The sequence below is a fragment of the Serratia sp. JSRIV001 genome, from assembly GCF_019968745.1.
GTDB lineage: Bacteria > Pseudomonadota > Gammaproteobacteria > Enterobacterales > Enterobacteriaceae > Chania > Chania fonticola_B.
Genome location: NZ_CP074147.1, coordinates 3,456,904 through 3,482,952 on the forward strand (window position 1 = coordinate 3,456,904; position 26,049 = coordinate 3,482,952).

27 protein-coding genes and 1 pseudogene are annotated in these 26,049 nt (G+C 53.3%); 14 read left to right on the plus strand and 14 right to left on the minus strand.

Annotated elements, in window-relative coordinates; genetic code table 11:
• Positions 1-96: 96 nt before the first annotated feature.
• The 10 genes and pseudogenes from KGP17_RS16030 (at position 97) to KGP17_RS16075 (ending at position 4,811) form a co-directional block, all read left to right on the plus strand.
• Positions 97-549, plus strand: a pseudogene (locus KGP17_RS16030) (antirestriction protein).
• A gap of 14 nt (positions 550-563) precedes the next feature.
• Positions 564-1,052, plus strand: a complete 489-nt coding sequence (radC, locus tag KGP17_RS16035; protein ID WP_223497965.1) for a DNA repair protein RadC — start codon at positions 564-566, stop codon at positions 1,050-1,052.
• A gap of 38 nt (positions 1,053-1,090) precedes the next feature.
• Complete coding sequence (locus KGP17_RS16040; protein ID WP_223497966.1) at positions 1,091-1,468, plus strand: hypothetical protein; 378 nt, start codon at positions 1,091-1,093, stop codon at positions 1,466-1,468.
• A complete protein-coding gene (locus tag KGP17_RS16045) occupies positions 1,465-1,785 on the plus strand; it encodes a DUF5983 family protein (protein WP_223497967.1) in 321 nt (106 codons plus the stop codon). The genes KGP17_RS16040 and KGP17_RS16045 overlap by 4 nt, the downstream gene beginning before the upstream one ends.
• Positions 1,786-1,846: 61 nt before the next feature.
• Positions 1,847-2,329 (plus strand): hypothetical protein, encoded by a 483-nt coding sequence (locus tag KGP17_RS16050; protein ID WP_223497968.1) that lies wholly within the window; start codon positions 1,847-1,849, stop codon positions 2,327-2,329.
• A 12-nt stretch (positions 2,330-2,341) separates the two neighbouring features.
• Positions 2,342-2,677 carry a TA system toxin CbtA family protein gene (locus KGP17_RS16055; protein WP_223497969.1) on the plus strand — a complete coding sequence of 112 codons (336 nt, stop codon included), beginning with the start codon at positions 2,342-2,344 and terminating at the stop codon, positions 2,675-2,677.
• 78 nt (positions 2,678-2,755) lie between these two features.
• Positions 2,756-3,124, plus strand: coding sequence for a type IV toxin-antitoxin system YeeU family antitoxin (locus KGP17_RS16060; protein WP_223497970.1), 369 nt, complete (start codon positions 2,756-2,758; stop codon positions 3,122-3,124).
• A gap of 75 nt (positions 3,125-3,199) precedes the next feature.
• Positions 3,200-4,057: a DUF4942 domain-containing protein gene (locus KGP17_RS16065; protein ID WP_223497971.1), complete on the plus strand. Its 858-nt coding sequence runs from the start codon at positions 3,200-3,202 to the stop codon at positions 4,055-4,057.
• Positions 4,058-4,177: 120 nt separating this feature from the next.
• Complete coding sequence (locus tag KGP17_RS16070; RefSeq protein ID WP_223497972.1) at positions 4,178-4,459, plus strand: type II toxin-antitoxin system RelE/ParE family toxin; 282 nt, start codon at positions 4,178-4,180, stop codon at positions 4,457-4,459.
• A gap of 40 nt (positions 4,460-4,499) precedes the next feature.
• Positions 4,500-4,811, plus strand: coding sequence for an addiction module antidote protein (locus tag KGP17_RS16075; RefSeq protein WP_223497973.1), 312 nt, complete (start codon positions 4,500-4,502; stop codon positions 4,809-4,811).
• Between the two features lie 391 nt (positions 4,812-5,202).
• Here KGP17_RS16075 and cbpM read toward each other — a convergent pair whose 3' ends face one another.
• The 5 genes from cbpM to KGP17_RS16100 form a co-directional block, all read right to left on the minus strand.
• Positions 5,203-5,505: a chaperone modulator CbpM gene (cbpM, locus tag KGP17_RS16080; protein WP_021181020.1), complete on the minus strand. Its 303-nt coding sequence runs from the start codon at positions 5,503-5,505 to the stop codon at positions 5,203-5,205.
• Positions 5,505-6,425: a curved DNA-binding protein gene (gene cbpA / locus KGP17_RS16085; protein ID WP_059201073.1), complete on the minus strand. Its 921-nt coding sequence runs from the start codon at positions 6,423-6,425 to the stop codon at positions 5,505-5,507. Before cbpA ends, cbpM begins: the two co-directional genes overlap by 1 nt.
• 608 nt (positions 6,426-7,033) lie before the next feature.
• Positions 7,034-7,840 carry a DmsC/YnfH family molybdoenzyme membrane anchor subunit gene (locus tag KGP17_RS16090; RefSeq protein WP_223497974.1) on the minus strand — a complete coding sequence of 269 codons (807 nt, stop codon included), beginning with the start codon at positions 7,838-7,840 and terminating at the stop codon, positions 7,034-7,036.
• 12 nt (positions 7,841-7,852) lie between these two features.
• Positions 7,853-8,401, minus strand: a complete 549-nt coding sequence (locus tag KGP17_RS16095; protein WP_024486412.1) for a 4Fe-4S dicluster domain-containing protein — start codon at positions 8,399-8,401, stop codon at positions 7,853-7,855.
• Positions 8,402-8,404: 3 nt separating this feature from the next.
• The gene (locus tag KGP17_RS16100; RefSeq protein WP_223497975.1) at positions 8,405-10,738 is read right to left on the minus strand and encodes a molybdopterin-dependent oxidoreductase; all 2,334 of its coding nucleotides are present in this window, start codon (positions 10,736-10,738) and stop codon (positions 8,405-8,407) included.
• Positions 10,739-10,956: 218 nt separating this feature from the next.
• Here KGP17_RS16100 and KGP17_RS16105 point away from each other — a divergent pair, with 218 nt between their 5' ends.
• Together KGP17_RS16105 and KGP17_RS16110 are read left to right on the plus strand one after the other, a co-directional pair.
• The gene (locus KGP17_RS16105) at positions 10,957-11,649 is read left to right on the plus strand and encodes an IclR family transcriptional regulator (RefSeq protein WP_021805653.1); all 693 of its coding nucleotides are present in this window, start codon (positions 10,957-10,959) and stop codon (positions 11,647-11,649) included.
• A 101-nt stretch (positions 11,650-11,750) separates the two neighbouring features.
• Entirely contained in the window at positions 11,751-12,137 is a 387-nt protein-coding gene (locus KGP17_RS16110) for a helix-turn-helix domain-containing protein (RefSeq protein ID WP_024486415.1), read from the plus strand.
• 702 nt (positions 12,138-12,839) lie between these two features.
• Here KGP17_RS16110 and KGP17_RS16115 read toward each other — a convergent pair.
• Together KGP17_RS16115 and lysM are read right to left on the minus strand one after the other, a co-directional pair.
• Positions 12,840-13,004 (minus strand): hypothetical protein, encoded by a 165-nt coding sequence (locus KGP17_RS16115; protein ID WP_021805654.1) that lies wholly within the window; start codon positions 13,002-13,004, stop codon positions 12,840-12,842.
• A gap of 490 nt (positions 13,005-13,494) precedes the next feature.
• Positions 13,495-13,935: a peptidoglycan-binding protein LysM gene (gene lysM, locus KGP17_RS16120; RefSeq protein ID WP_024486819.1), complete on the minus strand. Its 441-nt coding sequence runs from the start codon at positions 13,933-13,935 to the stop codon at positions 13,495-13,497.
• Between the two features lie 225 nt (positions 13,936-14,160).
• Between lysM and KGP17_RS16125 the strand changes: the two genes are divergently transcribed.
• Positions 14,161-14,352: a YebW family protein gene (locus KGP17_RS16125; RefSeq protein WP_021181014.1), complete on the plus strand. Its 192-nt coding sequence runs from the start codon at positions 14,161-14,163 to the stop codon at positions 14,350-14,352.
• 85 nt (positions 14,353-14,437) lie between these two features.
• Here KGP17_RS16125 and ompC read toward each other — a convergent pair whose 3' ends face one another.
• From ompC to KGP17_RS16155, 6 genes are all read right to left on the minus strand, one after another.
• Positions 14,438-15,520, minus strand: coding sequence for a porin OmpC (gene ompC / locus KGP17_RS16130; RefSeq protein WP_021805655.1), 1,083 nt, complete (start codon positions 15,518-15,520; stop codon positions 14,438-14,440).
• Between the two features lie 578 nt (positions 15,521-16,098).
• Complete coding sequence (gene astE, locus KGP17_RS16135) at positions 16,099-17,082, minus strand: succinylglutamate desuccinylase (protein WP_218519217.1); 984 nt, start codon at positions 17,080-17,082, stop codon at positions 16,099-16,101.
• Positions 17,083-17,094: 12 nt separating this feature from the next.
• Positions 17,095-18,435: an N-succinylarginine dihydrolase gene (gene astB, locus KGP17_RS16140; RefSeq protein ID WP_223497976.1), complete on the minus strand. Its 1,341-nt coding sequence runs from the start codon at positions 18,433-18,435 to the stop codon at positions 17,095-17,097.
• A gap of 27 nt (positions 18,436-18,462) precedes the next feature.
• The gene (astD, locus tag KGP17_RS16145) at positions 18,463-19,935 is read right to left on the minus strand and encodes a succinylglutamate-semialdehyde dehydrogenase (protein ID WP_223497977.1); all 1,473 of its coding nucleotides are present in this window, start codon (positions 19,933-19,935) and stop codon (positions 18,463-18,465) included.
• Positions 19,935-20,969 (minus strand): arginine N-succinyltransferase, encoded by a 1,035-nt coding sequence (gene astA, locus KGP17_RS16150; RefSeq protein ID WP_209554861.1) that lies wholly within the window; start codon positions 20,967-20,969, stop codon positions 19,935-19,937. Before astA ends, astD begins: the two co-directional genes overlap by 1 nt.
• A gap of 50 nt (positions 20,970-21,019) precedes the next feature.
• Entirely contained in the window at positions 21,020-22,234 is a 1,215-nt protein-coding gene (locus tag KGP17_RS16155) for an aspartate aminotransferase family protein (RefSeq protein ID WP_021805658.1), read from the minus strand.
• A gap of 1,358 nt (positions 22,235-23,592) precedes the next feature.
• On the opposite strand from KGP17_RS16155, the gene KGP17_RS16160 reads away from it, so the two are divergent.
• Positions 23,593-24,567 (plus strand): alpha/beta hydrolase, encoded by a 975-nt coding sequence (locus KGP17_RS16160; RefSeq protein WP_166732784.1) that lies wholly within the window; start codon positions 23,593-23,595, stop codon positions 24,565-24,567.
• Here the strand turns inward: KGP17_RS16160 and KGP17_RS16165 are convergent.
• Entirely contained in the window at positions 24,564-25,973 is a 1,410-nt protein-coding gene (locus KGP17_RS16165; RefSeq protein WP_094983220.1) for a PLP-dependent aminotransferase family protein, read from the minus strand. The genes KGP17_RS16160 and KGP17_RS16165 overlap by 4 nt on opposite strands.
• Positions 25,974-26,049: the final 76 nt, after the last annotated feature.

Below are 26,049 nucleotides of genomic sequence, written 5' to 3' on the forward strand. Positions count from 1 at the left end.
CACTCACTGACCGTTACCACACCCCGTCCAGACTGGTTCCCCTGTTTTCCGGTGGGGCCTGTTTTGTTATGTATCTCATTCAAAAGGCTATTTCCCATGAATACACATTCTGCACCTTCTACAGCAATCCCTCAGACCAGCGAACTGATCGCTACGCTGGTGCCAGACCACCAACGCTCCCGTTTCTGGCAACAGCATTTTGGCAGCGTACCGCGATGGTTCCTGCTAGAGACCCACGTCTTCAACTGGTTGGATCGCCTGTGTGCCGATTACCACGGTGGGATGTGGGATTTTTACACGCTCAGTCACGGTGGGGTATTCATCGCTCCACAAACCGAAGACGATAAGCCCTGGTGACTGTTCAACCTCCTCAACGGCAACGGGGCTGAGATGGGCGCACACGCAGCCGGGATCACCGCCTGCCTGATGGCCTACAGTCACCACGCCTGCCGTACCGAGAGCGAGGCAATGACCGAACATTTCTACCGCCTGCGGGAATACGCACTGCAACATCCCGACAGCCGTGCCATTTTCGCCCTGATTGACTGAAACGAGGTCTCCCCATGCAACACCCCCAACTGCTTACACCACCACCGCCCTTCACCACCAACCAGCAACAGATTGTCAGCCAGGCACTGGCCATACTCGAAACCCAGCTTAAACACCGCCCTTATACGTTCAACGCCCCGGAGGCGGTGAAAACCTGGCTCAAGCTCCATCTGCAACCTCAACGCCGTGAATGCTTTATGGTGCTGTTTTTAGACAATCGCCACCGGTTGATCGCCAGTGAAACGCTCTCGGTCGGTACCTTCAATGCCACCGTCGTCTATCCTCGTGAAGTGGTGATCCGGGCATTACACCACCAGGCCGCTGCGGTGATCGTCAGCCACAATCATCCGTCCGGTGACACCGAACCCAGCAATGCCGATCGCACACTGACGGATCGCCTGGTGAGTGCACTGGGATGGGTCGATATCCGTGTTCTGGATCACCTGATCGTCGGGGATTCTGAACCGCTCTCGCTGGCAGAGCGTGGCTGGTTGCCTTGCTGATAGCCACTTTCTACCATTCTATATAAGGGACATTCTCTATGGGCTGGTTATTTTCGCACCGCTCTCGCCGTGAGCTGATCGCGGCACTGATCCGAACCGACGACACCGAACACTATCAACATGTGACGCTGGCGCATGCATTACGGGGCAATGTTCTGTGGTCTGTTGTTCAAAGTACCCCCAAAAACCCCACCAAAACCTCTCACACCGTCATTCATTGCACCCTGATGCAGGGGTCAGCCGGAAGCTGGGGCTATAAGGCGATGGATGAATCGGTGCACCCTTACTATTATTCCTGCCCCAAACGCTATCTGGCGATGGCTCCGGTCATCAGCCCTGAATGGCGTGAAAAGGTATTGGCACATCATCAACGCCGTTACCCGCAACGGGGTGTAATAAAGGAAGGGTGTCGATGATCACGACAATACCTGTGTTACGCTTCGGCCTGCAATGCAGTACGGCCCACATCACCGAAGACGACAATCAACGGCTCTATCAGCTTTCCCACTGCCAGGACGACTTCAGCGACGTCGAGTGGCTGTGCTACACCGGCACGGGCTATCTGCTCAGGCTGGAGGCGTGGACGCCCCCGGTGTTGCGGCTTAAACGGCTGGGGCTCTCCAGAGCCTGCCGCCGTCTGGTTACCACGTTGATGAAACGCCATCAATTGAGCTACCTGCATATCGATGCCCTGGGTGACGTGTTGCCCGGCTTTGCCACCTTCGACTGGTAATACTGCCCACTCCTAACGCGCCCCCTCGCGTTATCCCATTATTCTTAAAGGACTCTTTCTCATGAACACGAGCACACAGCCCGTGCCGGGCGTATTCCATTTTCTGCAGCATAACACTGTCTCATCAGACGACTGGCAAAGGCTATACCAGGCCATCACCGCCGCTTATCAGCAACTGTGCCAACGCCCCGACACGTTGGGTTTAGCCACAGCCCCCATCATCTGTGAACACACCGGCAACCGCCTGTATCAATTCGACGACAACCTGATTGGGCCAGGGATGATCGGTTTTAACGGGGAAAGGGCCAGCCACCTGGCCGGTGACCCTTTCATCCTTTACCCGCGTAAAACACCGTATGCCTTGATCCGCTGCGATACACGAGGCTATCCCTACCACGGGTTAGTCATGGCCGCACTGCTCCTGGCGAATACGCAGTGCCCCAACACCTGGACGATTGAATCTGACGTTCCGCTGAAACAATGGCGCAAAGTCGCCTACTGGCTGAGCTATCACTGCAAGTTACCGGTTTCTCCGCTCTGTTAAGGAACCCCCTTTATGAAGACCATCAACAAACTCCCCCACACCCCGACCCATGCCAATCCCACCTTTATCGAATACCAGCAACTGTTGGCCTGGTTGCTGGGCCATTGCTATGGCCTGGAACTTAACGATACGCCCTATCACGACGACCAGGCGATTGCTCAACAGATTGAACATGGCATTACCGTAAGGGAGACCGTCAACGAACTGGTGGAGAAATTTGATCTGGTACGCATTGATCGCCCCGGTTTCAGCCTGATGGCACAAGACCCAACCCTAAGCGGGGGCGATCTCCTACGGGCCCGCAGTGCGCTAGGTTTGCGAAGCCCAGCCATTCGCCGCCTTGCCTGATAGCATCCATTAACCTCTGTGATCCAACAACACGCCAGCCTCGCCCGCTGGCGTTGTGCCTTTTAAGGAACGCCGACAATGAAAGATAGCGATACCGATAACCACGAAGACAGCACACCGTCCCCCATCTGGGGCCTGCACTGTGCTATCACGCCAAGATTAGGTGCCAGACTGGTGCAACAGGGCAATCGTCTGCATTTTCTGGTTGACCGCGCCGGTCTGGTTGGCACCTTTTCACCCAACGACCTCAAGGGGCTGAATAGCGCCTTCCCCGTGCTGATTGAACAGTTGGAAACCTGTCTGCGCTCGGGTGAACTCGACCAGCGCCGCCAGCACTGCGTCACGGTCCAGCACGCCGGTTTTACCTGCCAGGCTGATACGTTGGGCAGTTTTGGGCATGTCTATATCGCTGTTTATCAGACAGCACAGCACACGAGCGGCGAGTAAGCCATTCACCGTATATCAGAACACGACACCTTGCCTGCCATGATGCGGGCATTTTACTTTTATGGAGAAATGACAATGAATTATGCAGTCAGCACCGTTATCGAACCCGATGTTCTGACCGATCACACCGACGTGATCTGCTCCACCAGTATTGAGCGTATCGTCACAGGGCGTAACACCGCGCTTGCACAAATTGAAGCCCTTATTCACCAGCTTGAGGATATCTCAGCCATCACCAGCAGCATTGGCGGTGGAGTAGCAAGGGACTGGTCAATGAAACAAGACTTCCGCTGCGGTTGCTGGTTGATGGAGAAAGCCGAAACAGCCATGCCCGTGATCAGCCGTAATCTCGACCGCCGTATATGGCGAGATCTGATGAAACGCTCCGGAATGCTCTCCATCATGGATGCCCAGGCGCGTGACCAGTGGTACAGAAACCTGGAGGGCGATACTATTCCGGCGATCAGCGGGGAGAGCATTTACAGCACGTTCGAGCAGTTGCATCGGGACAAGGGCGAGGTATTTGAGCGGGGCGTGATCAACGTGTTCAAATCGCTCTCCTGGGATTACAAGTCGAATCACCCGTGTAAATTTGGCAAGAAAGTGATCGTCAACAGTTTGGTGAGTCACAACCAATGGGGATTTACGCTGAACCACAGTTATCGTCGGGATCAGTTGGCAGATCTTGAACGGATGCTATTCCTGTTGGAAGGGAAAGCAATACCGGATAATCGGCAGGATGTCACCGCTCGGCTGTATGAACATATCCGTGCTACACCGCAAAAAGCTGAGGTTTATGAAGATGAGTACTTTTCAATCAAATATTTCATGAAGGGGTCAGCGCACCTGACGTTCAGAAAGCCTGAGTTGATGGACAAGATGAACGATATCATCGCCAAACATTACCCTGGCGTATTACCTGTCAGGGTCTAGTCAAAATATCGTCACTGCATAGACTACGGGTGTATCATGTTAAAATAAACAATTTGGCATTGACGCGAAAAGCCTAAAAGCTACAATGCCATATTGTATCTTATAAGCTACAATATTACTATGGTTGTGATCAAGCACTACCTCACGACGGATGGGCGTGATTTGTATATGGAGTTTTTAAAAGGGATACGTGACCCGATAGCCAGGTCAAAAATCGCTTCCAGGGTGAACCGAATGGGAGCCGGAAATTTTGGCGATCACAAACCCTGCCGCGATGGTGTCTGGGAACTGCGTATCGATCAGGGGCCAGGTTATCGGGTTTACTACAGCTTGCTCAGGAATGAAATTGTACTGCTTCTATTGGGGGGCGATAAGAAAGCCCAGAGCGATGATATAGACTAGGCTATTGACTGCCTGAAAGATTATTTGAAGAGGTAATGTGATGGCTAAATCCCGTTTACATGATGATGCGATGGTACAGTTTTTGCGCGAAGACCCTGGATTTGTACAACACTACCTGCACCAGGCGTTTATTGATATCGATGAGGACGGCGGACAGGAAGCGTTTCTAACAGCACTACGTCATGTTGTTGAGGCTCGAGGAGGAATGGCACAGATAGCTGATAGGGCTGGTGTTTCTCGTGAAACCCTTTACCGAACGCTTTCACCGAAAGGTAATCCAACGCTGAAAACGCTGCGCAGTGTCGTATCTGCTACCGGGTTTCAGTTCTCACAGATAGTCGCTATTGGCTGAGTTAAACGTTATCTGCCAAGTCCGACAATATGCAGAAGGCCCCATGAATTAGCGCGAACGAGGTAAATAGCATTGGGGTATGGATGCGTTTCCCTCATGGCAAACCGCCCCCCAATACAGCGAAAAACATTTGGGGGCTATAAAGGGGGCTTTAATTTTATTTTTAAATTTATAATCATTTATTATCAGCCAGTTAAAACAAAAACAACCCTCACCCACAGGGAGAGGGAGTTGTTTGCCCCTGCCCATTTGGAACTAAAGAGGTCATATCAGCAAACTCGATCACCCTTTAGTCCAGGGTGAGTCAGCCGATGCTCATGATGAATCACTGCACTTTCACCCCACTCGATCGGTCCCCTCTCCCTGTGGGAGAGGGCTAGGGTGAGGGGCATCACTCTGCGATAAAGCGCTCAAGACGATGGCGTAGCTGAGCGTTCTCCCTGCGCAACTGTTCAATCTCATCAAGCAGCGTCAGCGCCACCGCAATGCCGGGCCAATCCAGAGCCAGTTCACGTTGCAGACGCTGAGCGCGATTAAACGCCGCCACCGCCCCATCATCAAACAGCCAATCATCCACCGTCAGATCGCGGGGCTGGATCACTCCCAACCCCACCACCTCGGCCAATTCACTTTCCGTTACGCCAGTATGCAGGCAAAACTCGGTAATGGTGAGGGTTATCTGTAGCTTGGCCATTATGCTTTACTCCATTGCGTACGAGGATCGAAGGCCTGATTCGCCTCGGCCAGTCGTTGCCAGAGTGCGGCGCTGTCTGCATCGGGTTTGGCCGGCATGACAATCTTGATCACCGCATACAAATTGCCGGTCTCTTTTTTGCTGACCAGCCCCTTCCCTTTGACGCGTAACCGCTGCCCGGTCTGGCTCCCCGCGGGGATGGTCAACAGGATATTGTCCGCCAGTGTAGGGACAGAAACCTTGGTTCCTAACGCAGCCTCCCAAGGTGCCAAGGGCAGAACGATTTCCAGATCGTGCCCGATCACCTCAAACAACGGATGAGGTGCCAGCTGAATGATCAGGTACAAATCGCCATTGGCTCCGCCAGCCATACCAGGCACGCCTTGGCCTTTCACGCGGATACGCTCCCCGTCTGCCACGCCCGCCGGGATTTTCACGTTCAGCGTTTTAGCGATCTCTTTCTCTGTCTGACCAAATGCGTTGTACACCGGCACCTTATAGCTCAGGGTGCGGGTTTGCTCAGTGAGGGTTTCCTCCAGGAACAGCGCCACGCCGATCTCAACATCCTGCCCACGGGCCGCACGCGGTTGGCCCTGCTGGCGGCCACGCGCACGCTGGCCAAACACCGAGGAGAAGATGTCGGAGAAATCCTCGGCACCACCATACTCTTCACGTCGGGTCTGGCGGCCGAAATTGGGCTCGTTACGATGCAGCCGCATTTGGTCATATTCGGCCCGGCGTTCGCTGTCTTTCAGCACTTCATAGGCTTCTGCGACTTCTTTAAAGCGCGTTTCGGCATCGGGCTCGGTACTGACATCGGGGTGATATTTGCGTGCCAGGCGGCGGTAGGCGGTTTTGATAGCCTTGATATCATCTGAGGGTTTAACCTCTAGAATGGCGTAGTAATCCTTGATTTCCATAATGCTATGGTCTCTTTACTGTGGCCGGAAAAGTGGATAGCGCGTTGATACGTGAGCAAGTTGAGGAGATAAGACTCATTGTAGCGCCATCAAGCAGTTAGTGCAGTATGCGCATCACTTCACGCGGTGATTTAGCGTTTCGAGCTGATTTATTGCGGAACGTGCGGGAATTGCGGTGCTGACAAAGTGTTGATGACTCGGCCCATATCTGAGCCGGTCAACAGGTAGTGAGTGAATTTCGAGTTAACATTGCAGGTTCCGGTTGCTAGCCAGTTTCACGGTTCTTCACCTCCCACGCCTTGCGTGTTATTGACCATCATAACTGGCATTGCCAGAAAAGCGGCGACGCCCACGATCACAAAAAGAGTAATAATCACTGTCATTAACATGCGATCACCCCATCAACGTGGCGTTGTTACGGCTGACTCTCTGTTTTGGTTAATTACATTGCTGGCCTGGACTACTTGGCATTTGCGGTAGCGGGCAATCTCAGATTAGCTGGTTTTTCCGAATGCTGGCAAGCCCTGTATTGAGGCTTTTTTCTGCAGGATGTTGGGTCGGCCCATCGCTCGGCGGTTGCACGGCTGGACCGACCTCAGTTTATTGCCTCAGAACCAGGGGAATTGGCCCATGACGTTATGATAAAACAGCATACGCCCGACAATCTCCCCCGACACTAATACCACTCCGGCTATCACGGCCATTGACGGGGCCAAACGTGTGCGCAGGCCAAGCACCGCGAACAGCACACCACCCACCAACATGCTGCCAACCAGTTGCCACCAAAGCATGATCCCTTGAGCGCTGGCCCCGGCAATTTGGTAACGCCCCACCAGCGTGGCCAGCAGCATCAGGCAGCCCACCAGCAAACCGTAGCGAACCGTACGCGGAACGGCCAGGCCGCAGCCATTCAAATAGATCCCCAAGGTAGCGAACCCCAGCAGTAACGCGGTACTCAGAAACGCCAATTGGGTCAGTGGCGTATGCCACAGCGGATGGCTGACCATCTGGTAGTAGATTTGTGCCGAGACCAGAATGGCGGCAATCCCCAATACCGAGGTCACCATTCCCAATGTGGTGATCAAGGCCGACTTCTGCGGCCGCAGCCAGCAAACTGCCAACATCAGGAACAGGCTGATATTCACCAGGATAAAGGCGATCACCTCACGGCTTAGCCAGGAGTGCGGCAGGCCCAGCACCGCGCGGTAAGCCCCAAACGGGCTCCCCAGGTGCAGCAGTGACAAGCTGGAGCCAACGACTTCCACCAGCCACAATCCCAGAACCAGATATTTCAGTTGCCCAACGGACATCTGGGAGGTTGGTCGCAACCGATAGAGCGTCAAGGCGATAATACCGCCAATGCCCCATTGGCAGAGCACGGTAAAAAACACCAACGGCAGTTCATATTCGTTCATGGTAGCACCCTATTATTTATCCGCTGGAATAATGACCACGTTCGGGCCGCTGATTCGGTGATCGGGCATGTGATATCTAGCCTCCAGTACCGCCCAATCCGTTGAGTGGATTTTCCTTAACTCCTCGATATCACCAAACTTCAAGACGCCTGCGGGGCAAGACGCCACGCAACGCGGCGGTAACCCTTCGTCCAAACGCTCGGCACACATATTGCATTTGCTGGTTTTACCTTCCTGCGGATCGAAGACTGGGGCGTTGTACGGACAAGCCATAATGCACATGCGGCAGCCGATGCATTTCTCATGATCCTGCACCACAATACCGTCCGGGCGCTTATGGTAAGTATCCGCCGGGCATACCTTCATGCATTGCGGATCGTCACAATGATTGCAGGACATCGAAATAAACCCTTCAGAATTCGGGCCATCGGTTTCATACTCCCGCACCCGCCGCCAAAGCACGCCCGGTGGCGTCTGATTCTCTGACTTACAGGCCATGGAACAGGTTTTACAGCCGTAACAACGTTTAATATCAATCAGAAAGCCATATTGTTTGGTCATGGGTTATCCCTCCGCCCGTACATCAACCAGCGTACTGTTACAGCAATGCCCTGTACCCAACGCCTCTACGGCGTCATTGGTGACATGGCTGCTACTGCCTCCCTGTTGTTCCCACCAGCCGTTATCCAGGGAAACCACTCCTCGCTTGATATGTGTCGTCACCACGGCTATAGCCCGATGCTCCCCTCGCTCATTAAATACGGTGGTCCAATCGCCATGTTTGATCCGGCGCTGCTGTGCATCCTGCGGATGGATCATCACGTTAGGCTTATTGCGCTGCACCTCAAGGATCCATTCGTTCATGCCGTGGCTTGAGTGAATGCTGCGGGCCAGCTTGCGTTGTACCGCCATCAACGGGTATTTAGCGGCCAATTCCGGCGAGCCTTGTGGCGATTCATTCACCCGCAGATAAGTAACGACCGGCGAAAATTCTTTCTTCTGCCACTCTTCAATAAAGAAGTGGGCTTTACGGGTCGGCGTGCGGAACACCCCATGTTCAAACGGGATCCAGTCGCCGCTCACCGGCAGCACCGGTCCTTTTTTCAACTGTTCCAGGGTGATACCGGAACCTTGCAGGCAGGCATTGATGTAATGCTCAATCGGCTGGTTAAACACGTCGCCAAAGCCAAACCGTTCAGCCAGACGCGCAAAGATCCAATAATCCGGCTTGGCTTCACCCGGTGGCTCGACCGCTTGCTCCATCAGTTGCACATAGTGGCTACGCACACCTGCCATCAGGCTGACATCTTCAAAAATGGTCGTCACCGGCAGCACCAGATCAGCATACAGCGCGGTAGAACTCATCAGGTTATCGGCCACCACCACGAAGGGAACCTTTTCCAACGCCTTCCTGACCATGTTGGTGTTGGGTAGTTGGGTCATGACCCCCATGGTCATAATCCACCAGAATTTAATCGGGTAAGGCCGGTCATTGACCACCCACTCACCCACCTTGGCAACCGGTATCGGGGTGATTTTCTTCATCGCAGGCGCTGGTGGAATGATCGGGCTGAATTTTGCCATTTGGCGTGCTCCGCCTGCGTCACAGACCCCCGCCCCTCGCTTGCCGATATTGCCAGTTAGCAGGGCCAGGTAGAATTGGCTGGCGGCCACGTAGGTACCAAATTCGGTGCGCTGAGCGCCTGACATATTTTGCACAATCATCGCCGGAGCGGTGGTGGCATAGTCGCGGGCCAAACGCAAAATGGTGTGGGCGGGAATGTCGGTTTCAGCCGCAACCCGGTCAAGCGTCCATGGTGCAGCCTGCTGATAAACGGTTTCGAATACGGTGCGATAGCCGCTGTCAGCTGGCAGTTGGTGCTGGAACAACGCAGGAGTTATCCCCGCCTTGTCATGCCTTACCAGGCTCTGGCTGGTGCAGTCATAAACCAGATAGCTTTCAGTGTCGTTGGCATCGGCACGCACCAATTGATCTTTGGCATCCACCAGATACACCGCGCCGGTATGCTGACGCAGGAAATCTGCGTCAATATGCTGCTCTTCGATAATGATCTTCATCATCCCGAGCGCTAAAGCCGTATCCGTACCTGGAACAATCGGGATCCATTCGTCCGCTTTGGCGGCGGTCTCGTTAAAACGTGGGTCGATAACCACGATGCGAGCGCCCTGTTCTTGCGCACGTAGATAATTTTTAAAATACGCCTGCATGGTCACCGCCGGGTTGTTACCCCAGCAGATAATCAAACGGCTGTCGGCAATGGTGTCGCGGGTATCGGCATAACGTAGCCCCACCATTGGCATCATCGCCGCCGTCACTGCCGAGCAGCAGAGCGAACCCGCCTGTTTCACCGAACCGCCCAGATAGTCGAAGAACGCCTTGCCCATATCGTTCTTTATCGAGTCCATGTTGCCAGCATGAGTGGACAACAGCAGCCCTTCGTTGCCCTGTTCCTTGATGGTGGTACGGATGTTTTTTTCGATTAAATCCAGTGCCTGTTGCCAGGTAATAGGCTCGAATTTACCCTCACCTTTTTTGCCTACCCGCAGCAGAGGCGTCGTGACTCGCTGCTGATGATAAACCCATTTGGTTCGGCTGATGCCCCGCAGGCAACATTTCACATTAAAACCTTCCGTCGCTTCAATCTTCATCAGTTTTTTCTGATAGACGTAAGCGGTCAGGTTGCAGTGCAGGCACTCCATCGCACAGGTTGAGCGGAAAGTTTGATAGTCCGTCAGTTTAAGGTGGATGTGCCGTAGGGGTTCTTTTTGTTCGGATGTTAAGGAGAAAGCGCAAGGCGAGATTGACGCCAGGCCAATAACGCCAAGTCCTTTTAGCAAAGTACGCCGTTTGAGCCGGAGTGAAGAAAGTTCGTTCATAGTTTTTATCTCGGTAATCACACGCCCTGGTGTTCACTATAAATAAACCGAGTTAACCCATAGTATATTGAAGCAGATCAATCCACCTCAAAATAGTTAGTCCTTGCGCGCTGAAAATGCTGCTGCTGCGGAAGCCAGGATCGGGTTAACTGGGGCATTCACCGCCTTAAACTGGTAAAGTGAGCGGATCGAAGTATTAGCAAGTCAAGGTAAGCAGAATGTCGGAAGTTCAAGGCGTAAATTCGGTCGATATTGCCGTGTCGGTATTAGAGAGTGTCACCGCACTGGGGGGAAACGCCCGCGCTTCGGATATCGCCAAACACAGCGGGCTTTCGAAAAGCCGGCTGCATAAATATCTGGTTTCACTGTGCCGTAGCCAGATGCTGTATCAAGAGCAGGAGACCAGCCGCTACTCGCTTGGCAGCAAGCTGTTGGCGCTCGCGGCGGCGGCAGGCAAACAGCAGACGTTGGCGACAATCATCAATAATGCGCTGTGTGAGCTGCGTGATGAGTTGAACTACTCCACCGGCTGGGCGGTGCGACAAGGAAGTAGCATCTTGCTGACGCGCTATAATCGCAGCCATAAAAATATCGATATCGACTACCTCGAAAACACCCTCATCCCTATGAATGCCAGTGCGGCGGGTTATGCCTATCAGGCGTTTGATGGCTCTATTACCCCCCTGCTTGAGGCTAAAGAGCTCGAAAAGATCCGTCTGCAGGGCTATGCGGTACGTTACAATGTTACCGAAGGCATCCCAGGGGCACGCGCGATTGCCTGCCCGATTTTCAGCCAGGATAACGTCCTGTTGGGGATGGCGATCACCATGGGGTTTATTCCAGACGACCCGGAAGAGATTGTTCGTCTGGCTGACCGCCTGATGGCAAAGGTCAAAACGATCCCGCTTTAACCGGCACGAAGGTGACAACCCGGAGCCTGTAAGGTACGCTAAGTGAGCCTGCCGTAAGCTCTGCGCTGCGGTTAAACGACAAAATCAATTGGGTAAAGTTATTGATACAAGAACATCATCTCGCACTAGTCTGCGCACTCAGTAAATGGGTCGAAACCCACCTGGGACGAGTGATCCACCTTGAAGAGTTGGCCGAGTATTCCGGCTATTCATTGTGGCATATGCAGAAGCTGTTCAAAGAAGCGACGGGGATCTCGCTGGGCAAATACATCCGCGAGCGCCGCCTTGCCGGAGCGGTGTACCAGTTGCGTAGCAGCGAGGCTTCCATTTTTGATATCGCCTTGGATTTTGGTTTCGGCTCCCAATCACACTTCACCTACATGTTCAGAAAGCGTTTCAATATTACGCCCTATGACTTCCGCCAGGATTTGAGTGTCGATCTGCACATCGAGCCTCCGCTGCATATTATTCACCAGAAGATGGCGTGAGACGGCAGCGGGTTGCTTAAGTTATTACAAAAGAAACGGCCCCAGAAAGGAGCCGTTGGCTGAGTATGTCAGCTATGTCAGGATTGTTGATTAGTCATCCAGCGTTACTTTAGTGCTACCGCCACGAGTACAGCAATGCAAACCCAAAACACCGCCGTGGCGATCACAACATGGGATAATCTTGCACGGGAGAGTAATTGACTCATAAACACCTCGCTTACATCGGCAATAGAACTGACAGAGATTTCCGTACAGATTAGTCTTAGCTTAGCAGGGCCTGACTAGTTACGACAGCGTGCTCATCCGGGGTAAATAACAATATTTGATTAACATCACAAACACATTTAAGAAATACATTCACTTTAATAATTTATTGCGACTTAAATATAATTAAAGTGAATTTATTTAGATAAGTTAACCAATAAAGTTCGCAGACCATGCTGCCTGACTCTCATAAGGAAAGGCCATCAAAAAGTGTGTCGTCTCCCTGCTACACCTGAGCTGTAGCGGCTTTGCCGTGGCAGAAAAAATGCCATCCAACTATCCGTTGTCTATTTAATGGCCCACAACCGACGAATGATTCGCCATAACCTTTATTAGTGGTTTAATAGCAGCTAGTACGTTAAGTCCCAAATAAACCAAGGCATATGGCAAAAATATTTCATCGTCGAATCAAGGATTGCGATAAACGCAGCTCCGACTTCAGCCGCCTTTGATGTAACAACTTTTGGCATCGACCTCTTGATCGTTATGCCGCAGATCGGATAAATACGTGATGCCAAACAAGATCGACACGACAAGCAACACTGAGATCAATAAGGCAATGACCGCAATAAGCTTGGTTTCATCATGCGGATTATGTTCCATTTTATCTCCTAAAAACAGTAAGTAACTCCCACCCACTGTGTGATCGTCAACGTAAGAATGATCAATATGCAGCAACCGCCGTCAACGTTGTGCTGACCCGTTGCGCATTGTCCATGGTTTTCCTGGTGTTTTTTTGTCTAATGGGGCGTTCACACCCTCTACTCTCTTATCACCTAGCATAACGCCTTGATGCAAAAAAGGGATAACCCTAGGCTCAAGCAACAACCCAATTTACGCCAGAGATAGCTAAGATTTTTCTTGCATGCAGACGCTACCAATTTTCTGCAACAGGGTCAAGATTCTGAAGGTTAGTCACCAGCTTGTGGACTGGAAACATGCTTTGGGTTTATCGAATTGCGGGTGGGGAACTTATAGGGGTTAACATATGTATGAACATACGCATTGGTGAGGGATTGCTGCACAGCACCCCAGATGGGGCGCCGGATTACGCCGTTCTAAGCTCGAGCGTCAATTACCCTGGCTTTCAGCATCATTGCGGGATGCGCAATACCTGGCCCGGATAGATTTTATCTGGATGGCTTAGCATTGGTTTGTTGGCTTCAAAGATCTTGTTGTACAGGTTGGCATTGCCATACATCTCTTTGGCAACGGCACTCAGGGTATCGCCCTTCTTGACGGTGTAAAAGCGGCTTTCCGCTTCTGGTTGCGCCACTGCCACATTATCTTCCACGCCGCTGATACCTGCCACGTTACCCACGGCTACCAGAATTTTTTCTTTCAGTTCCTGGCTGATACCGTCCCCGGTGACCACAGCCTTGCCATCAACGACCTGAACATCCACCTTGTCCGTATCTGGCAGGCCGCTGTTATCAAGGTGCGCTTTCAGCTTGGCGCTTTGATCCTCAGCGTTACCACTCACCGTATCCCACAGTTTTGCGCCAGCTTCTTTGACGAAGTTAAACAATCCCATATTCGCTCCCGTTAATGATTGGATAGTTAAGAAATTTTAAAACTTGTTAAGCTTAGCAGTACCGAGCGGAACTTCAATCCTCTAAGGGATGATTAAACGCTGCCATAATTCTGAAAATACCGTTTTTGTCTGGTCAATTATTATTTTTTTGTATTAATTAGCTAAATTCAGCCAAATTTTACCTACAATAGGGATTGGAACCTTAATGGGGGGACGCAATAGGTTATGTACGCATTGGTGATGTTCGTTTGCTATCTGGATGGTGGCTGTGCCGACATCGTTGTCGACGTGCTGCGTGATGAGCATCAATGCCTGGTAGCGATGAAAGAACAACGGTTACGTCATGCTGGGTGTTTTCCGATCGAGGACTTTATCGACGGCTTCTGGCTGCCTGCCAGCGAGTACGCTCCTTTCTGATCCCACACGCCAAACTGAAAAAGGCAGAGCTTGCGCCCTGCCTTTTGAACCACGTTCCGACACAGGAATGAGGTTTGAATACGACTTAGAAACGGTAGGTCAAGCTGGCTGCCACGATGTTGTCAGTGTTCAGTTTCAGCTTGTTATCGTCATTCAACTGGTTGATTTTGTAATCAACGTAGGTGTACATGTTTTTGTTGAAGTAGTAAGTCGCGCCGATATCGATATATTTCACCAGATCGACATCGCCGATGTTCTCAATGTCTTTACCCTTGGATTGCAGGTAAGCCAGTGATGGACGCAGGCCATTTTCGAACTGGTATTGCGCGACCACTTCAAAGTTTTGCGTCTTGTTGGCAAAGCCAGCAACGCTGTTAACCGTGATCGGGGTCATGTTGCGGGTTTCAGCATACATGGCCGCCAGATACACCTGGTTGGCGTCATACTTCAGCGCGGTGGTCCAGGCCGTCGCGCTGTCGCCTTTACCGTATTGAACGGCCTTCTGATCTTTCGTACGGTTAGAATCAGAGAAAGCTACCGCAGCGCCAATGCCGCTACCGCCGATGTCCTGATAGTCCACAGACATACCATAGCCGTCACCGTTCTGCTTGTGGATGTTGCTGCGGTCATTCTCGTTCTTACCTTGGTACTGCAAGGCGATATTCAGACCATCGACCAGACCGAAGAAGCTGCGGTTACGGTAGGTAGCCAGACCGGTAGAACGGCCATTCATGAAGTTATCGGTGAAGGTATAGGTATCGCCGCCAAACTCCGGCAGCATATCGGTATAGGATTCGACATCGTAAACCACACCGTAGTTACGGCCATAGTCAAAGGAACCGTACTCGGCGAATTTCAGACCAGCGAAGCCCAGACGAGTTTTGGTGCCTTCGGTACCCGCTGACTCGGCGTGGTTAGCCTGGACGTTGTATTCCCATTGGCCATAACCGGTCAAATCGCTGTTAATCTGCGTTTCGCCTTTAAAACCAAAACGCACATAGGTCGCGTCGCCATCGGCAGATTTGTTATCGCTGAACAAGTGCTTGGCGTTAACACGGCCGTACAGGTCGAGTTTATTGCCATCTTTGTTGTAGATTTCGGCCGCATTGGCCATTGAGGCGGCGGTGGCAAGAACAACCGCCAGGGCTACTACACTGCGTTTCATCATTTATTTTCCTAGATTTTATTAAAAGCTGCCCGTCACGCCCAATTTATGCTTTGGGCTGTGATTTTTATCATTTTGTTTTTTATCTACGCCCCTTAATAAAGCGCCATGTGACATTAGCATCATGAATAAAAACTTAAAATAAAAAAGTTCATGAAATAGCGCGCATAAAGCATGTTTATTTGTAACTAAATATTACATCAAAACACTATTCTAATATAATGATTTAAATAGATATTTAATGCATAAGCCATAACGATCACGTTTAAAAGCACCAAAACAGTGCAACCACGTTTCATTTTGTGTGATTTACCTACGATTTTGAATAACCACAAAATTAGCATGCTAATCAATAGCGTTACTTATTTCACACTTTTTACTTATATCAATCTGATTACCAGGAATGGTGCAAATAATTGTATCTTTACTCTGTTTTTTACTTATTGGGGTAAATCATCGAAAGTAAGGGCACGTAACAGGCAAAATACCTTATCAACTGATTAAATAAATTACGCTATTAATGTTTGAAAGGAAAAACGGCGCCACAGGTCACCGACCTGTGACGTAATGAACGGGTGAGATTAAAACAGGGTGCTGCGCGGTACTTCTATCAACATCATGCCTGCACGTAACCCCAATGCCACCTTGGGATTGGGAAACAGGACCCACTCCTTTTCATGCTGCACCCGATAACTATCCCCCGGTTGCTCATACAATAAAGTGCCCTGCGGCAGAGCGGTAAAATTGGCAGTCTCATCGCTCAAATGAAGTTTGAAAGATTCACTGCGTTTAATCAGCGACCGATCGACACGGAACACCCTAATCGGAGCCCCCCCCCGCAAAGGGAGAGATTGCCCGCAAACCAACGCCTGCAGTGCTTCATTGATAGCGGAAAACTGCTGCAGATCGTTGCTGCCAAAGGGACGCGCCTTGCCCAATTCGAGGGTACAGCTGGCCGCCTGCGCATGCTCGCTGGAAAAGTGGCTGAACGTGCCACCAGGCGCCTGGTGTATCACCAGTGCATCCAACTCGGCGGCGTCTAGTAACGCCAACATCTCGGGGCTGTAACTCTGTAGTTGATAGGGCAGGATACCAAAACGTGGCAACAGCGATCCGCGGATCGCCGTATGCAGATCGTAATGAAAACGAGTAGCCTGCTCTCCGGCAAAGAAGCTGGTGACCACTTGCTCTAACTGCTGCGCCCGCGCCGTTTCGCCAGAGGGCTCAAACTGCTGATAGCGCCCACCAAACATGCGATTCATATCGCTTGCCAGATAACGTTGATTGGTTCGCATCGCTGGTGGATTGCCCAACACCACCAGCAAGCGCACCGCCAATGGCCGCACACCTGAGAAGATTTCGTTCACTAACCGGTCGAGCAGTTCGATCGGGGCCGTTTCATTGCCGTGAATACCGGCTGAAAGCACCACGGCTTGCCGATAGCCTTGCAGTGGAGTGAGCTCCAATAGCCCTTCCCCCAGCCACTTCCATCGCAGTGCAGTGTTTTCACCCTGGGTGGTAGCCGGTGGCGTTCCGGCCAACGTCAGAGCCAATAAATTGTTCACTATTGCCTCTGGTTACTGTTGGAACGGGTAAACATTACCCAGCCCAAGGATAGAAGTCAGAGCATCCAGTGCCGCACGCCCTTCATGCAGCAGTTGCGGGTCTGCCAGATCCTCCTGTACCAAGCGATCGCGGTAATAGCGGTCTACCCAGTCGTTCAGGGTGGCGAAAAGCGTATCGTTCATCATCACCCGTGGGTTCACCGCACCCAACTCGGCATCGTTCAGCGCCACGCGTAAACGCAGGCAAGCCGGGCCGCCGCCGTTGCGCATACTTTCGCGCAGGTCGAACACTTTGATCTCGTCGATTGGCCCACCGCTGGCCACCATCTCCGACAGATAATGCCAAACGTCCGGATGCTGGCGGGACTCTTCCGGCACTACGATCATCATCTTGCCATCGGCTTTGGTCAGGATCTGGCTGTTAAACAGGTAGGTCACCACCGCATCCCCCACGCTGACACGGGAGGTTGGTACTTCTATCGCCACCAGTTCCGTCTCCAGCAAAGCCATCTTACGGCGGATTTGATCCAGCCCCTGCTGCTGATTCAGGAACGCCTGCTGATGATGGAACAGCACCTGCTGATTGCTGACGGCGATCACGTCGTTATGAAAAACGCCCTGGTCGATCACCGCCGGATTCTGTTGCAGAAATACCGTTTGTTGCTCGTGCAACTGATGCAGGCGGGCGATCGCCTCGCTGGCCTCGCGCGTCTGGCGAGCCGGGTAATGCGTGGGGGCACTTTCCCCGCCAAACTCCTGCTTGCCATACACAAAGACCTGCACCCCGCGTTTGGCATAGTCGCCCCCAAGGCGGTTATGGTTGGCAGCGCCCTCATCTCCAAACAGTGCCACCTGCGGTAAGGCATCGTGGTGAGCAAAGTATTGCTCATCATTGAAGATGGCACGCAGCACGCTGGAGGTGGTTTCGGCCTCAATCGCACGATGGAATTTGTTATTCAGGTTGGCGGCGGTGAAATGCACTTTCCCATCCTGACTGTCTGGCGAAGGCGAAACCGTCGCGGCATTGGCCGTCCACATGGATGAGGCCGAACTAAGCGCCGAGAGCAGGCGCGGTGAGGTTCGCATCGCCTGGGCCAGCACGCTCTCGTCACTACCGCTGAAGCCCAATTTGCGCAGCGTGGGGAGATGAGGCCGTTCCTGCGGTGGCAACACGCCCTGCTGGAAGCCCATATCCGCCAGCGCTTTCATTTTCAGCAGCCCCTGCTTTGCCGCCAGCTTGGGGTTAGACACGCTGTTGCGGTGCTGCGTCGATGCCTCATTGCCAAACGACAGCCCGGCATAGTGGTGTGTCAAGCCAACCAACCCATCGAAATTGACTTCATATCCGGACATTTTGCTCTCCTGTAAACTGCCGAACGATCAGTTAAATATCAGGCCCGGTGACAGGCTGGTGGGTAGCGTCAGGCTGGCACTTTCCAGCGACGCCATCGGCCAGGCGCAGTAATCTGCCGCATAGAACGCACTTGGCCGATGGTTGCCGGAAGCCCCCACACCACCGAAAGGTGCTGCGCTAGAAGCCCCTGTCAGCGGCTTGTTCCAGTTGACAATACCGGCTCGCGCCTCCAGCAGCAGCCGTTCGAACTGCTCCCGCTGCGGGGACACCAGCCCGACAGACAGGCCATAGCGCGTGTTATTAGCCATGCGCAACGCCTGGTCGAAATGGTCGTAACGAATGATCGTAGTCAGCGGGCCAAAATATTCTTCGTCTGGCACGTCCGCCACGCCGGTCACATCGATAATCCCAGGGCTTAATAACGCACTACCGCTCTCCAGCGATTTCATGGTCAACAAGGCTTTGCCACCCAATGCCAACAGATGGTGCTGAGCTGCCAGCATGTTCTCTGCCGCAGAGGAGGAAATCACCCCGCCCATAAACGGCTGAGGTTCAGCATCCCAACGGCCAATGCGCAGTGTAGATGCCACCTGAACCAGGCGTGTAATAAAGGCATCACCCTGCGGCCCATTTTTCACCAAGATGCGGCGAGCACAGGTACAGCGCTGCCCGGCAGAAATAAACGCCGATTGAATGGCCAGATTCACCGCCGCGTCACAATCTTCAACCTGTTCGACGATTAGCGCGTTGTTGCCACCCATCTCCAACGCCAGGATCTTTTCTGGCTGACCGGCCAACTGGCGATGCAGGTGATAACCGGTGCCTGCGCTGCCGGTAAACAGCAGCCCATCAATATGAGCACAGCTTGCCAAGGCCTCACCGGTTTCACGCCCACCCTGTACCAGATTGATCACCCCGTCCGGAAGCCCCGCCTGCAGCCATAGCTGTAACGTCACCTCCGCCGTTAACGGCGTCAATTCGCTAGGTTTGAACACCACGCAGTTGCCCGCCAACAGCGCCGGAACGATATGCCCATTCGGTAAGTGACCAGGGAAGTTATACGGGCCAAACACCGCCAATACGCCGTGCGGCCGATGGCGTAACACCGAGGCTCCGTCGGCCATCGCGGTTTCCGTCACCCCAGTTCGTGCCTGATAGGCCTGTAATGAAATGCCCACCTTGCCAATCATCGCCTGGACTTCGGTCAAGGTTTCCCAGCGGGGTTTGCTGGTTTCACGGCTGATGGTCTCGGCCAGATGCTGTTTATGCTCTTCCAGTAACGCCGCGAAGCGTTTTACCAACTGTTCGCGCTGCGCAAATGGCGTGCGAGCCCAGGCAGGAAAAGCCTCGCGTGCAGCTGCGCAGGCCGCAGCCACGTCGTCAATATTGGCCGCATTGGCTTGCCATAGCGGTAGGTTATCCAACGGATCGGTTTTGCTGAACTCAGCGCCTCGGCCAGCCAGCCAGACGCCATTAATTAACAATGCAGGATGCGACATTACACTTTCTCCTGAGCGATAAGCTTGATGACCCGTACCGGGCTCCCCTGCTCGACGCCCAGCGCCGCTGCCGTTTCGGCGTTGATACGCAGGCGATCATCATGCAGTTGGGCATGCACCAACAGGGCGCGATAATTCTGATAGTTGTCGTTGGCCACCAGGTAGGCTGAGGCTTCGTTGAATACCTGTGCCTCATCCAGCACCACCTTCACCAGTTTGCTGCGCTTGACCGCGCGGATCTCGTCGATCTCGGCTTCCAGCGTCGGGCCCCCGTCAAAGATATCGACGTAGCCCTGATAGCGCAGCCCTTCGGCTTCCAGCAGCTTGCGCGCTGGTGCGGTTTGCGGGTGAACCTCGCCGATCACCTTCTGCGCATCTTCGGCCAGAAAGTCGACATACAGCGGGTGTTTTGGCATCAGTTCGGCGATAAACGCCTTTTGCCCGGTGCCGCTGAGGTAGTCCGCCTTGGCGAACTCGATAGAAAAGAAGTGGCGGCCAACGCTTTCCCAGAAGGGGGAACGGCCATTTTCATCGGAATAACCGCGCATCTCCGCTATCACTTTGCGGGAGAATTGATTGCGAAATGCGGCCATAAACAGGAAGCGAACCTTTGACAGCAGCTTGCCATTCTCACCATGCCGATAGTCCGGATCGAGAAACAGCGTACAGAGTTCCGAATGACCGGTATGATCGTTGCTTAAAAACAGCGTTGGCACCGATTTATAGACATTAAGCTGCTTTGAGGCATGCACCTGGGTACCGACGCGGAAGCTGTACCAGGGTTCGGTCAGCCCAACCGCGACTTCGATCGCACTGACGCCAACGACCTGTTGCCGTTCGGTATCCTCCATCACAAACAGATAGCAGCGATCGCTTTGGGGAAGTTCGCCTTGCCAGGTTTTTAACGCCCGCTCAATACGTGCCGACAGCGTCTCTTCATTCTGCGGCAAAGAGGTGAGGCCAATACCGGATTTACCGGCGAGCGTCAGCAGGTCAGCCAGGTCACGACGCTCTATGGGGCGGATAATCATCATAATGCGAACCTCGGAAGTCATCGGCTGCGCACCGGGCGCAGCCGCCTTGATTAGCTGCAAATCCGCGCCACAGCACGCGCGAATCGCGCCAGCCCCTCTTTCACATCCTGTTCCGGGATGATCAGCGAAGGCGTAAAGCGCACCACGTCCGGACCCGCGATCAGGGCTATCACCCCTTCCTCGTTAGCCAGTTGGGTGATCTGCTTGGCTCTACCGGCATATTCCGGGTTCAGAGCGCAACCAATTAACAGACCCGCCCCGCGGATTTCGCTAAAGATCGGATACTGTAGGTTGATTTCCGTCAGCCCGGCGATAAACCATTCGAGACGCTGCTTCACCCCATCGAGCACCTCCGGTGTGTTAATCAGCGAGAACACCACCCCAGCCACTGCCGCTGCCAGCGGATTGCCGCCGTAGGTGGTACCATGAGTGCCGACGCCCAGCGTTTTTGCCAGTTTGTCGGTGGTGATCATCGCACCGATCGGGAAACCGCCGCCCAACGCCTTGGCGGTGGTCAACACGTCCGGTACCACCCCGTAATTCATATAGGCATACAGCGAGCCAGTTCGGCCCACGCCGGTTTGCACCTCATCAAAGATCAGCAGTGCGCCGTGGCGATCGCACAGTTCACGCAACCCTTGCAGGAATTGCGGTTGCGCCGGTACCACACCGCCCTCGCCCTGAATCGGCTCAACGATCACCGCGCAGGTACGGTCGTTAATCACCTGAGCAGCGGCGGCCAGATCGTTAAACGGCGTGTGGGTAATACCGCCAGGCAGTGGCGCAAAATCCTGTGAGTATTTTGGTTGGCCCCCGGCAGAAACGGTAAACAGGGTGCGACCATGAAACGCGTTATTGAACGCGACGATCTGGTTCTTTTCTCTGTTACCACTATCCAGTGCATATTTTCGCGCTAGCTTCAGCGCGGCCTCGTTGGCTTCCGCACCGGAGTTGCAGAAAAATACCTTGTCGGCAAAGGTGGCATCAATCAGCTGTTTGGCCAGGCGCAACACCGGCTCGTTGGTATAACCGTTGCCCAGATGCCAAAGCTTGCCGGCCTGTTCGACCAGCGCGGCCAACACCTGCGGATGGGCGTGGCCCAGGGCGTTGACGGCAATGCCTCCGGCGAAATCAATATAGGATTTCCCCTGCTGATCCCAAACCTGTGAGCCTTCTCCCCGCACCAAAATAAAGTCCGCAGGGGCATAAACCGGGATCATCCAGTCGTCGAAAGACTGGCGGGTAACTGCGATTGGCTGTTCCATAATGACCTCATAACGTCAGCAAAGGCTGAATTTTGGCGGTAAGGACCGCTCTGGTGGCGCAAGGCCGGCGAAAAAGCAAATTAACCCTATTATCCGGTGTCTTTTCTGGCCGACGATAATGCTGCTCAGCGCCGCCTATTCAGATACAAACCTGTTACATAAAATCGGTTATTCACTATTAATGCCGCATTTAGCGCCCCGGAGCGGGGAATAAATGTTAATGAGTAGTTAAAATACAGCCCATTTGATAAATAGTGTAGAGCAGCTATCGTGCCAGAACGGGGTTTTTGACGGATTTACTATTTTTTTTCGTTAAAACAAGGAGTTATATTGCATAAATATTCAATAATTATGCATTTGTAATGATTAATGGCAAAAATAGGGCCTAAAATCATCAGCGACGGAGAAATCCTATTCAATCGCAAAATTCTTCCGCTTTTCTGATCCTGCTCGCAAAAATAATTGCGTGAGATGGCGGGTTCGGCGCCCTTTTGCACCGCAATTGTGCAATGCGCCCTCATTTAGCGCAGCAAAATGCCCCTCACCCTAACCCTCTCCCACAGGGAGAGGGGACAGTCCGTGCCACAATTTATCTGGGTGTTCGTCCTTTTGTTGGGGGACCGATCGAGTGGATTTGAAACTGTGGTGATTCACCTTTGCCTGAGAGATGAGTTTGCTGAGAGGACCACTTTACTTCCAAATGAGCAGGAGCTATCAGCTCCCTCTCCCTATGGGTGTACAGACCGGGGACAGTCCGTGCCACAATTTATCTGGGTGTTCGTCCTTTTGTTGGGGGCCGATCGAGTGGATTTGAAACTGTGGTGATTCACCTTTGCATGAGGAGATGCGTTTGCTGAGAGGACCACTTTACTTCCAAATGAGCAGGAGCTATCAGCTCCCTCTCCCTATGGGTGTACAGACCGGGGACAGTCCGTGCCACAATTTATCTGGGTGTTCGTCCTTTTGTTGGGGGGCCGATCGAGTGGATTTGAAACTGTGGTGATTCACCTTTGCCTGAGAGATGAGTTTGCTGAGAGGACCACTTTACTTCCAAATGAGCAGGAGCTATCAGCTCCCTCTCCCTATGGGTGTACAGACCGGGGACAGTCCGTGCCACAATTTATCTGGGTGTTCGTCCTTTTGTTGGGGGGCGATCGAGTGGATTTGAAACTGTGGTGATTCACCTTTGCCTGAGAGATGCGTTTGCTGAGAGGACCACTTTACTTCCAAATGAGCAGGAGCTATCAGCTCCCTCTCCCTATGGGAGAGGGTTGGGGTGAGGGCACACCCCCAGTCTTTGACTACACTGTTAAGTTACCCCGTACTCAATGTTCCTCCTCAACCTTAAGGATCCCAACATGAGCAAGAAAACCTTTGATGCCACCCAGCCCGCAGCGATTAAAGACGTAGCCGCCTTTCTGGCGGAGTTGAACGCCAGCGGCGGCAAACCGATGGAACAGATGAAGCCGAAGGAGGCACGTAAGGTGTTGGAAGGCGCGCAACGCAGCGTCGAGGTGGTACAGCGTGAGGTCGAGATCGAAGAGAAAACCATTCACGTGGCCGGTCAGGACATCCTGCTGCACATCGTGCGCCCGCCACGAGTGAAAGGGAAATTGCCGGTATTCATGTTTTTCCACGGCGGTGGTTGGGTATTGGGTGACTTCCCAACTCACGAACGATTGGTGCGCGACCTGGTTTACAGTTCCGGAGCGGTAGCGGTGTTTGTCAATTACACACCGTCACCAGAAGCCCAGTATCCCACCGCCATCGAGCAAGCTTACGCGGCCACGGAATGGGTGGCGGAATACGGAGAAAAGATCAACGTCGACGGTACCCGGCTGGCGGTAGTAGGTAATAGCGTTGGCGGTAATATGGCGACGGTGGTCAGCCTGATGGCTAAAGAGCGAGGCACGCCGGCACTGCGCTGCCAAATCCTGCTGTGGCCGGTCACCCACGCCAGTTTTGATCGCGATTCCTATCATCAGTTTGCTGAAGGCCATTTCCTGACGCGCAATATGATGAAGTGGTTTTGGGACAACTACACCACCGACAAGGCCCAGCGTAAGGAGATCTACGCCTCACCGCTCAATGCGAGCCTGGAACAGCTGCAAGGGCTGCCACCCGCGCTGATCCAGACCGCCGAGCTGGACGTACTGCGGGATGAGGGGGAGGCCTACGCCCGCCTGCTGAACGCGGCTGGCGTCGAGGTGACCGCCACCCGCTACAATGGGCTGATCCACGATTACGGCCTGTTAAACCCCCTCGCACAGGTTCCGGCGGTGCATTCGGCTATTCATCAGGCAGGACGTGCATTGAAGCATTACCTGGCCTAGCCCAGGCTACGGATCAGCCTGGCCAAGGTCTTGATGGCGGTTTCAAGCCTGTCGCTCCACTCAAAGGAGGCGTTCAGGCGGAAACAGTGGTTGAAACGATCGCCGGTGGTGAACATTCGCCCCGGCGCAATACTGATGCCCTCCGCCAGCGCACGCTGGTAGAGCTCCATGGATGACTGTGTCGCCTCCAGCTCCAGCCACAGGAAATAGCCTCCGTCCGGCTGGCTGACCTTCACCGTCGGCGGGAAGTGTTGGGCGATCGCCTGATGCATGGCACTTTGGCGCTGGGCCAATAAACGCCGCAGGCGACGCAGATGGGTATCATAACCACCATGCAGCAGATAATCGGCAATCGCCATCTGGGTCGGCACGCTGGTTGAAACAGTGCTCATCAACTGCAAGCGCTGAATTTGCGGTGCATATCGCCCTGCGGCTACCCAACCCACGCGAAATCCCGGAGCCAGACATTTTGAGAACGACGAGCAGTGCAAAATCTGCCCGCCCTGATCCAACGCCTTGGCTGGCAAGGGGCGCTCAGCGCTGAAATAGAGCTCGCCGTACACATCGTCTTCCAACAACGAGATCTGATGCTCGCGCAGCATCGTCACCAGCCGTTGTTTATTCTCGTCCGACATGCTCGACCCTTGCGGATTCTGGAAATGGGTCATCAGCCAGCAGGCCTTGATCGGATACTGCTCAATCGCCTGCTGTAACGAATCCAGATCGATTCCGTGCTGCGGGTGGGTAGCGATCGCCACCGCTTTCAGTTTCAGGCGTTCCAGCGCCTGCAACGCGCCGTAAAATGCCGGGGATTCAATCGCCACCGTGTCCCCCGGCTGCGTCACCGCTTGCAGGCTTAGGCTTAACGACTCCATCGCTCCGGCGGTGATCACAATCTCATCAGGGGAGACCTGCATCCCATTCAGCGCATAGCGTTGGGCAATATGGCGACGCAATGCCTCGTTGCCGGGCGGCAGATTGGCAAGTGAACTGTGAGGTGTGAATTTTCGGGCTACGCTGCTCAGCGCCCTGGCCAACTTGGGTTGCATAAACAGGGTGGCATCCGGGAAAGCCGAACCGAAGGGCACAATCTCTGGATCCTTACAGGCTTGCAGCACGTCAAAGATAAAGGCGTTGATATCCACCTGTTCGCTCACCAGCAGTTTCTCACCCCGAATGGGCTGTGGTAACGCCTGTGAACGGGCCGCCACATAGTAACCAGACTGCGGCCGCGCTACGATCCAGCCCTGGCTTTCCAGTAGCTGGTATGACTGCACCACCGTCATCAGGCTCAGCCCGGCACGTTTGCCACTTTCCCGCAGCGAGGGCAGTTTGTCCCCGGCACGCCATACCCGGTTCTGGATCTGTTCGCGGATCTGCTGGGCAAGCTGTTCATATCTGGTCATACAATTCCAACTGTTATAGGAAAAAGTAAAATAACTGTCACTGTTATCGTTACTCTACTCCATGCTCTACTTAGCG

Coding starts and splice junctions, on each gene's coding strand:
- KGP17_RS16105 (WP_021805653.1), top strand. CDS start 10,957: ATGTCGGAAGTTCAAGGCGTAAATTCGGTCGATATTGCCGTGTCGGTA.
- astB (WP_223497976.1), bottom strand. CDS start 18,435: ATGTCCGGATATGAAGTCAATTTCGATGGGTTGGTTGGCTTGACACAC.
- KGP17_RS16075 (WP_223497973.1), top strand. CDS start 4,500: ATGGCTAAATCCCGTTTACATGATGATGCGATGGTACAGTTTTTGCGC.
- KGP17_RS16065 (WP_223497971.1), top strand. CDS start 3,200: ATGAATTATGCAGTCAGCACCGTTATCGAACCCGATGTTCTGACCGAT.
- astD (WP_223497977.1), bottom strand. CDS start 19,935: ATGTCGCATCCTGCATTGTTAATTAATGGCGTCTGGCTGGCTGGCCGA.
- KGP17_RS16095 (WP_024486412.1), bottom strand. CDS start 8,401: ATGACCAAACAATATGGCTTTCTGATTGATATTAAACGTTGTTACGGC.
- KGP17_RS16165 (WP_094983220.1), bottom strand. CDS start 25,973: ATGACCAGATATGAACAGCTTGCCCAGCAGATCCGCGAACAGATCCAG.
- KGP17_RS16125 (WP_021181014.1), top strand. CDS start 14,161: ATGTACGCATTGGTGATGTTCGTTTGCTATCTGGATGGTGGCTGTGCC.
- lysM (WP_024486819.1), bottom strand. CDS start 13,935: ATGGGATTGTTTAACTTCGTCAAAGAAGCTGGCGCAAAACTGTGGGAT.
- KGP17_RS16060 (WP_223497970.1), top strand. CDS start 2,756: ATGAAAGATAGCGATACCGATAACCACGAAGACAGCACACCGTCCCCC.
- KGP17_RS16155 (WP_021805658.1), bottom strand. CDS start 22,234: ATGGAACAGCCAATCGCAGTTACCCGCCAGTCTTTCGACGACTGGATG.
- cbpA (WP_059201073.1), bottom strand. CDS start 6,425: ATGGAAATCAAGGATTACTACGCCATTCTAGAGGTTAAACCCTCAGAT.
- KGP17_RS16100 (WP_223497975.1), bottom strand. CDS start 10,738: ATGAACGAACTTTCTTCACTCCGGCTCAAACGGCGTACTTTGCTAAAA.
- radC (WP_223497965.1), top strand. CDS start 564: ATGCAACACCCCCAACTGCTTACACCACCACCGCCCTTCACCACCAAC.
- KGP17_RS16115 (WP_021805654.1), bottom strand. CDS start 13,004: ATGGAACATAATCCGCATGATGAAACCAAGCTTATTGCGGTCATTGCC.
- cbpM (WP_021181020.1), bottom strand. CDS start 5,505: ATGGCCAAGCTACAGATAACCCTCACCATTACCGAGTTTTGCCTGCAT.
- KGP17_RS16090 (WP_223497974.1), bottom strand. CDS start 7,840: ATGAACGAATATGAACTGCCGTTGGTGTTTTTTACCGTGCTCTGCCAA.
- astA (WP_209554861.1), bottom strand. CDS start 20,969: ATGATGATTATCCGCCCCATAGAGCGTCGTGACCTGGCTGACCTGCTG.
- KGP17_RS16055 (WP_223497969.1), top strand. CDS start 2,342: ATGAAGACCATCAACAAACTCCCCCACACCCCGACCCATGCCAATCCC.
- KGP17_RS16160 (WP_166732784.1), top strand. CDS start 23,593: ATGAGCAAGAAAACCTTTGATGCCACCCAGCCCGCAGCGATTAAAGAC.
- ompC (WP_021805655.1), bottom strand. CDS start 15,520: ATGATGAAACGCAGTGTAGTAGCCCTGGCGGTTGTTCTTGCCACCGCC.
- KGP17_RS16045 (WP_223497967.1), top strand. CDS start 1,465: ATGATCACGACAATACCTGTGTTACGCTTCGGCCTGCAATGCAGTACG.
- KGP17_RS16070 (WP_223497972.1), top strand. CDS start 4,178: ATGGTTGTGATCAAGCACTACCTCACGACGGATGGGCGTGATTTGTAT.
- KGP17_RS16050 (WP_223497968.1), top strand. CDS start 1,847: ATGAACACGAGCACACAGCCCGTGCCGGGCGTATTCCATTTTCTGCAG.
- KGP17_RS16040 (WP_223497966.1), top strand. CDS start 1,091: ATGGGCTGGTTATTTTCGCACCGCTCTCGCCGTGAGCTGATCGCGGCA.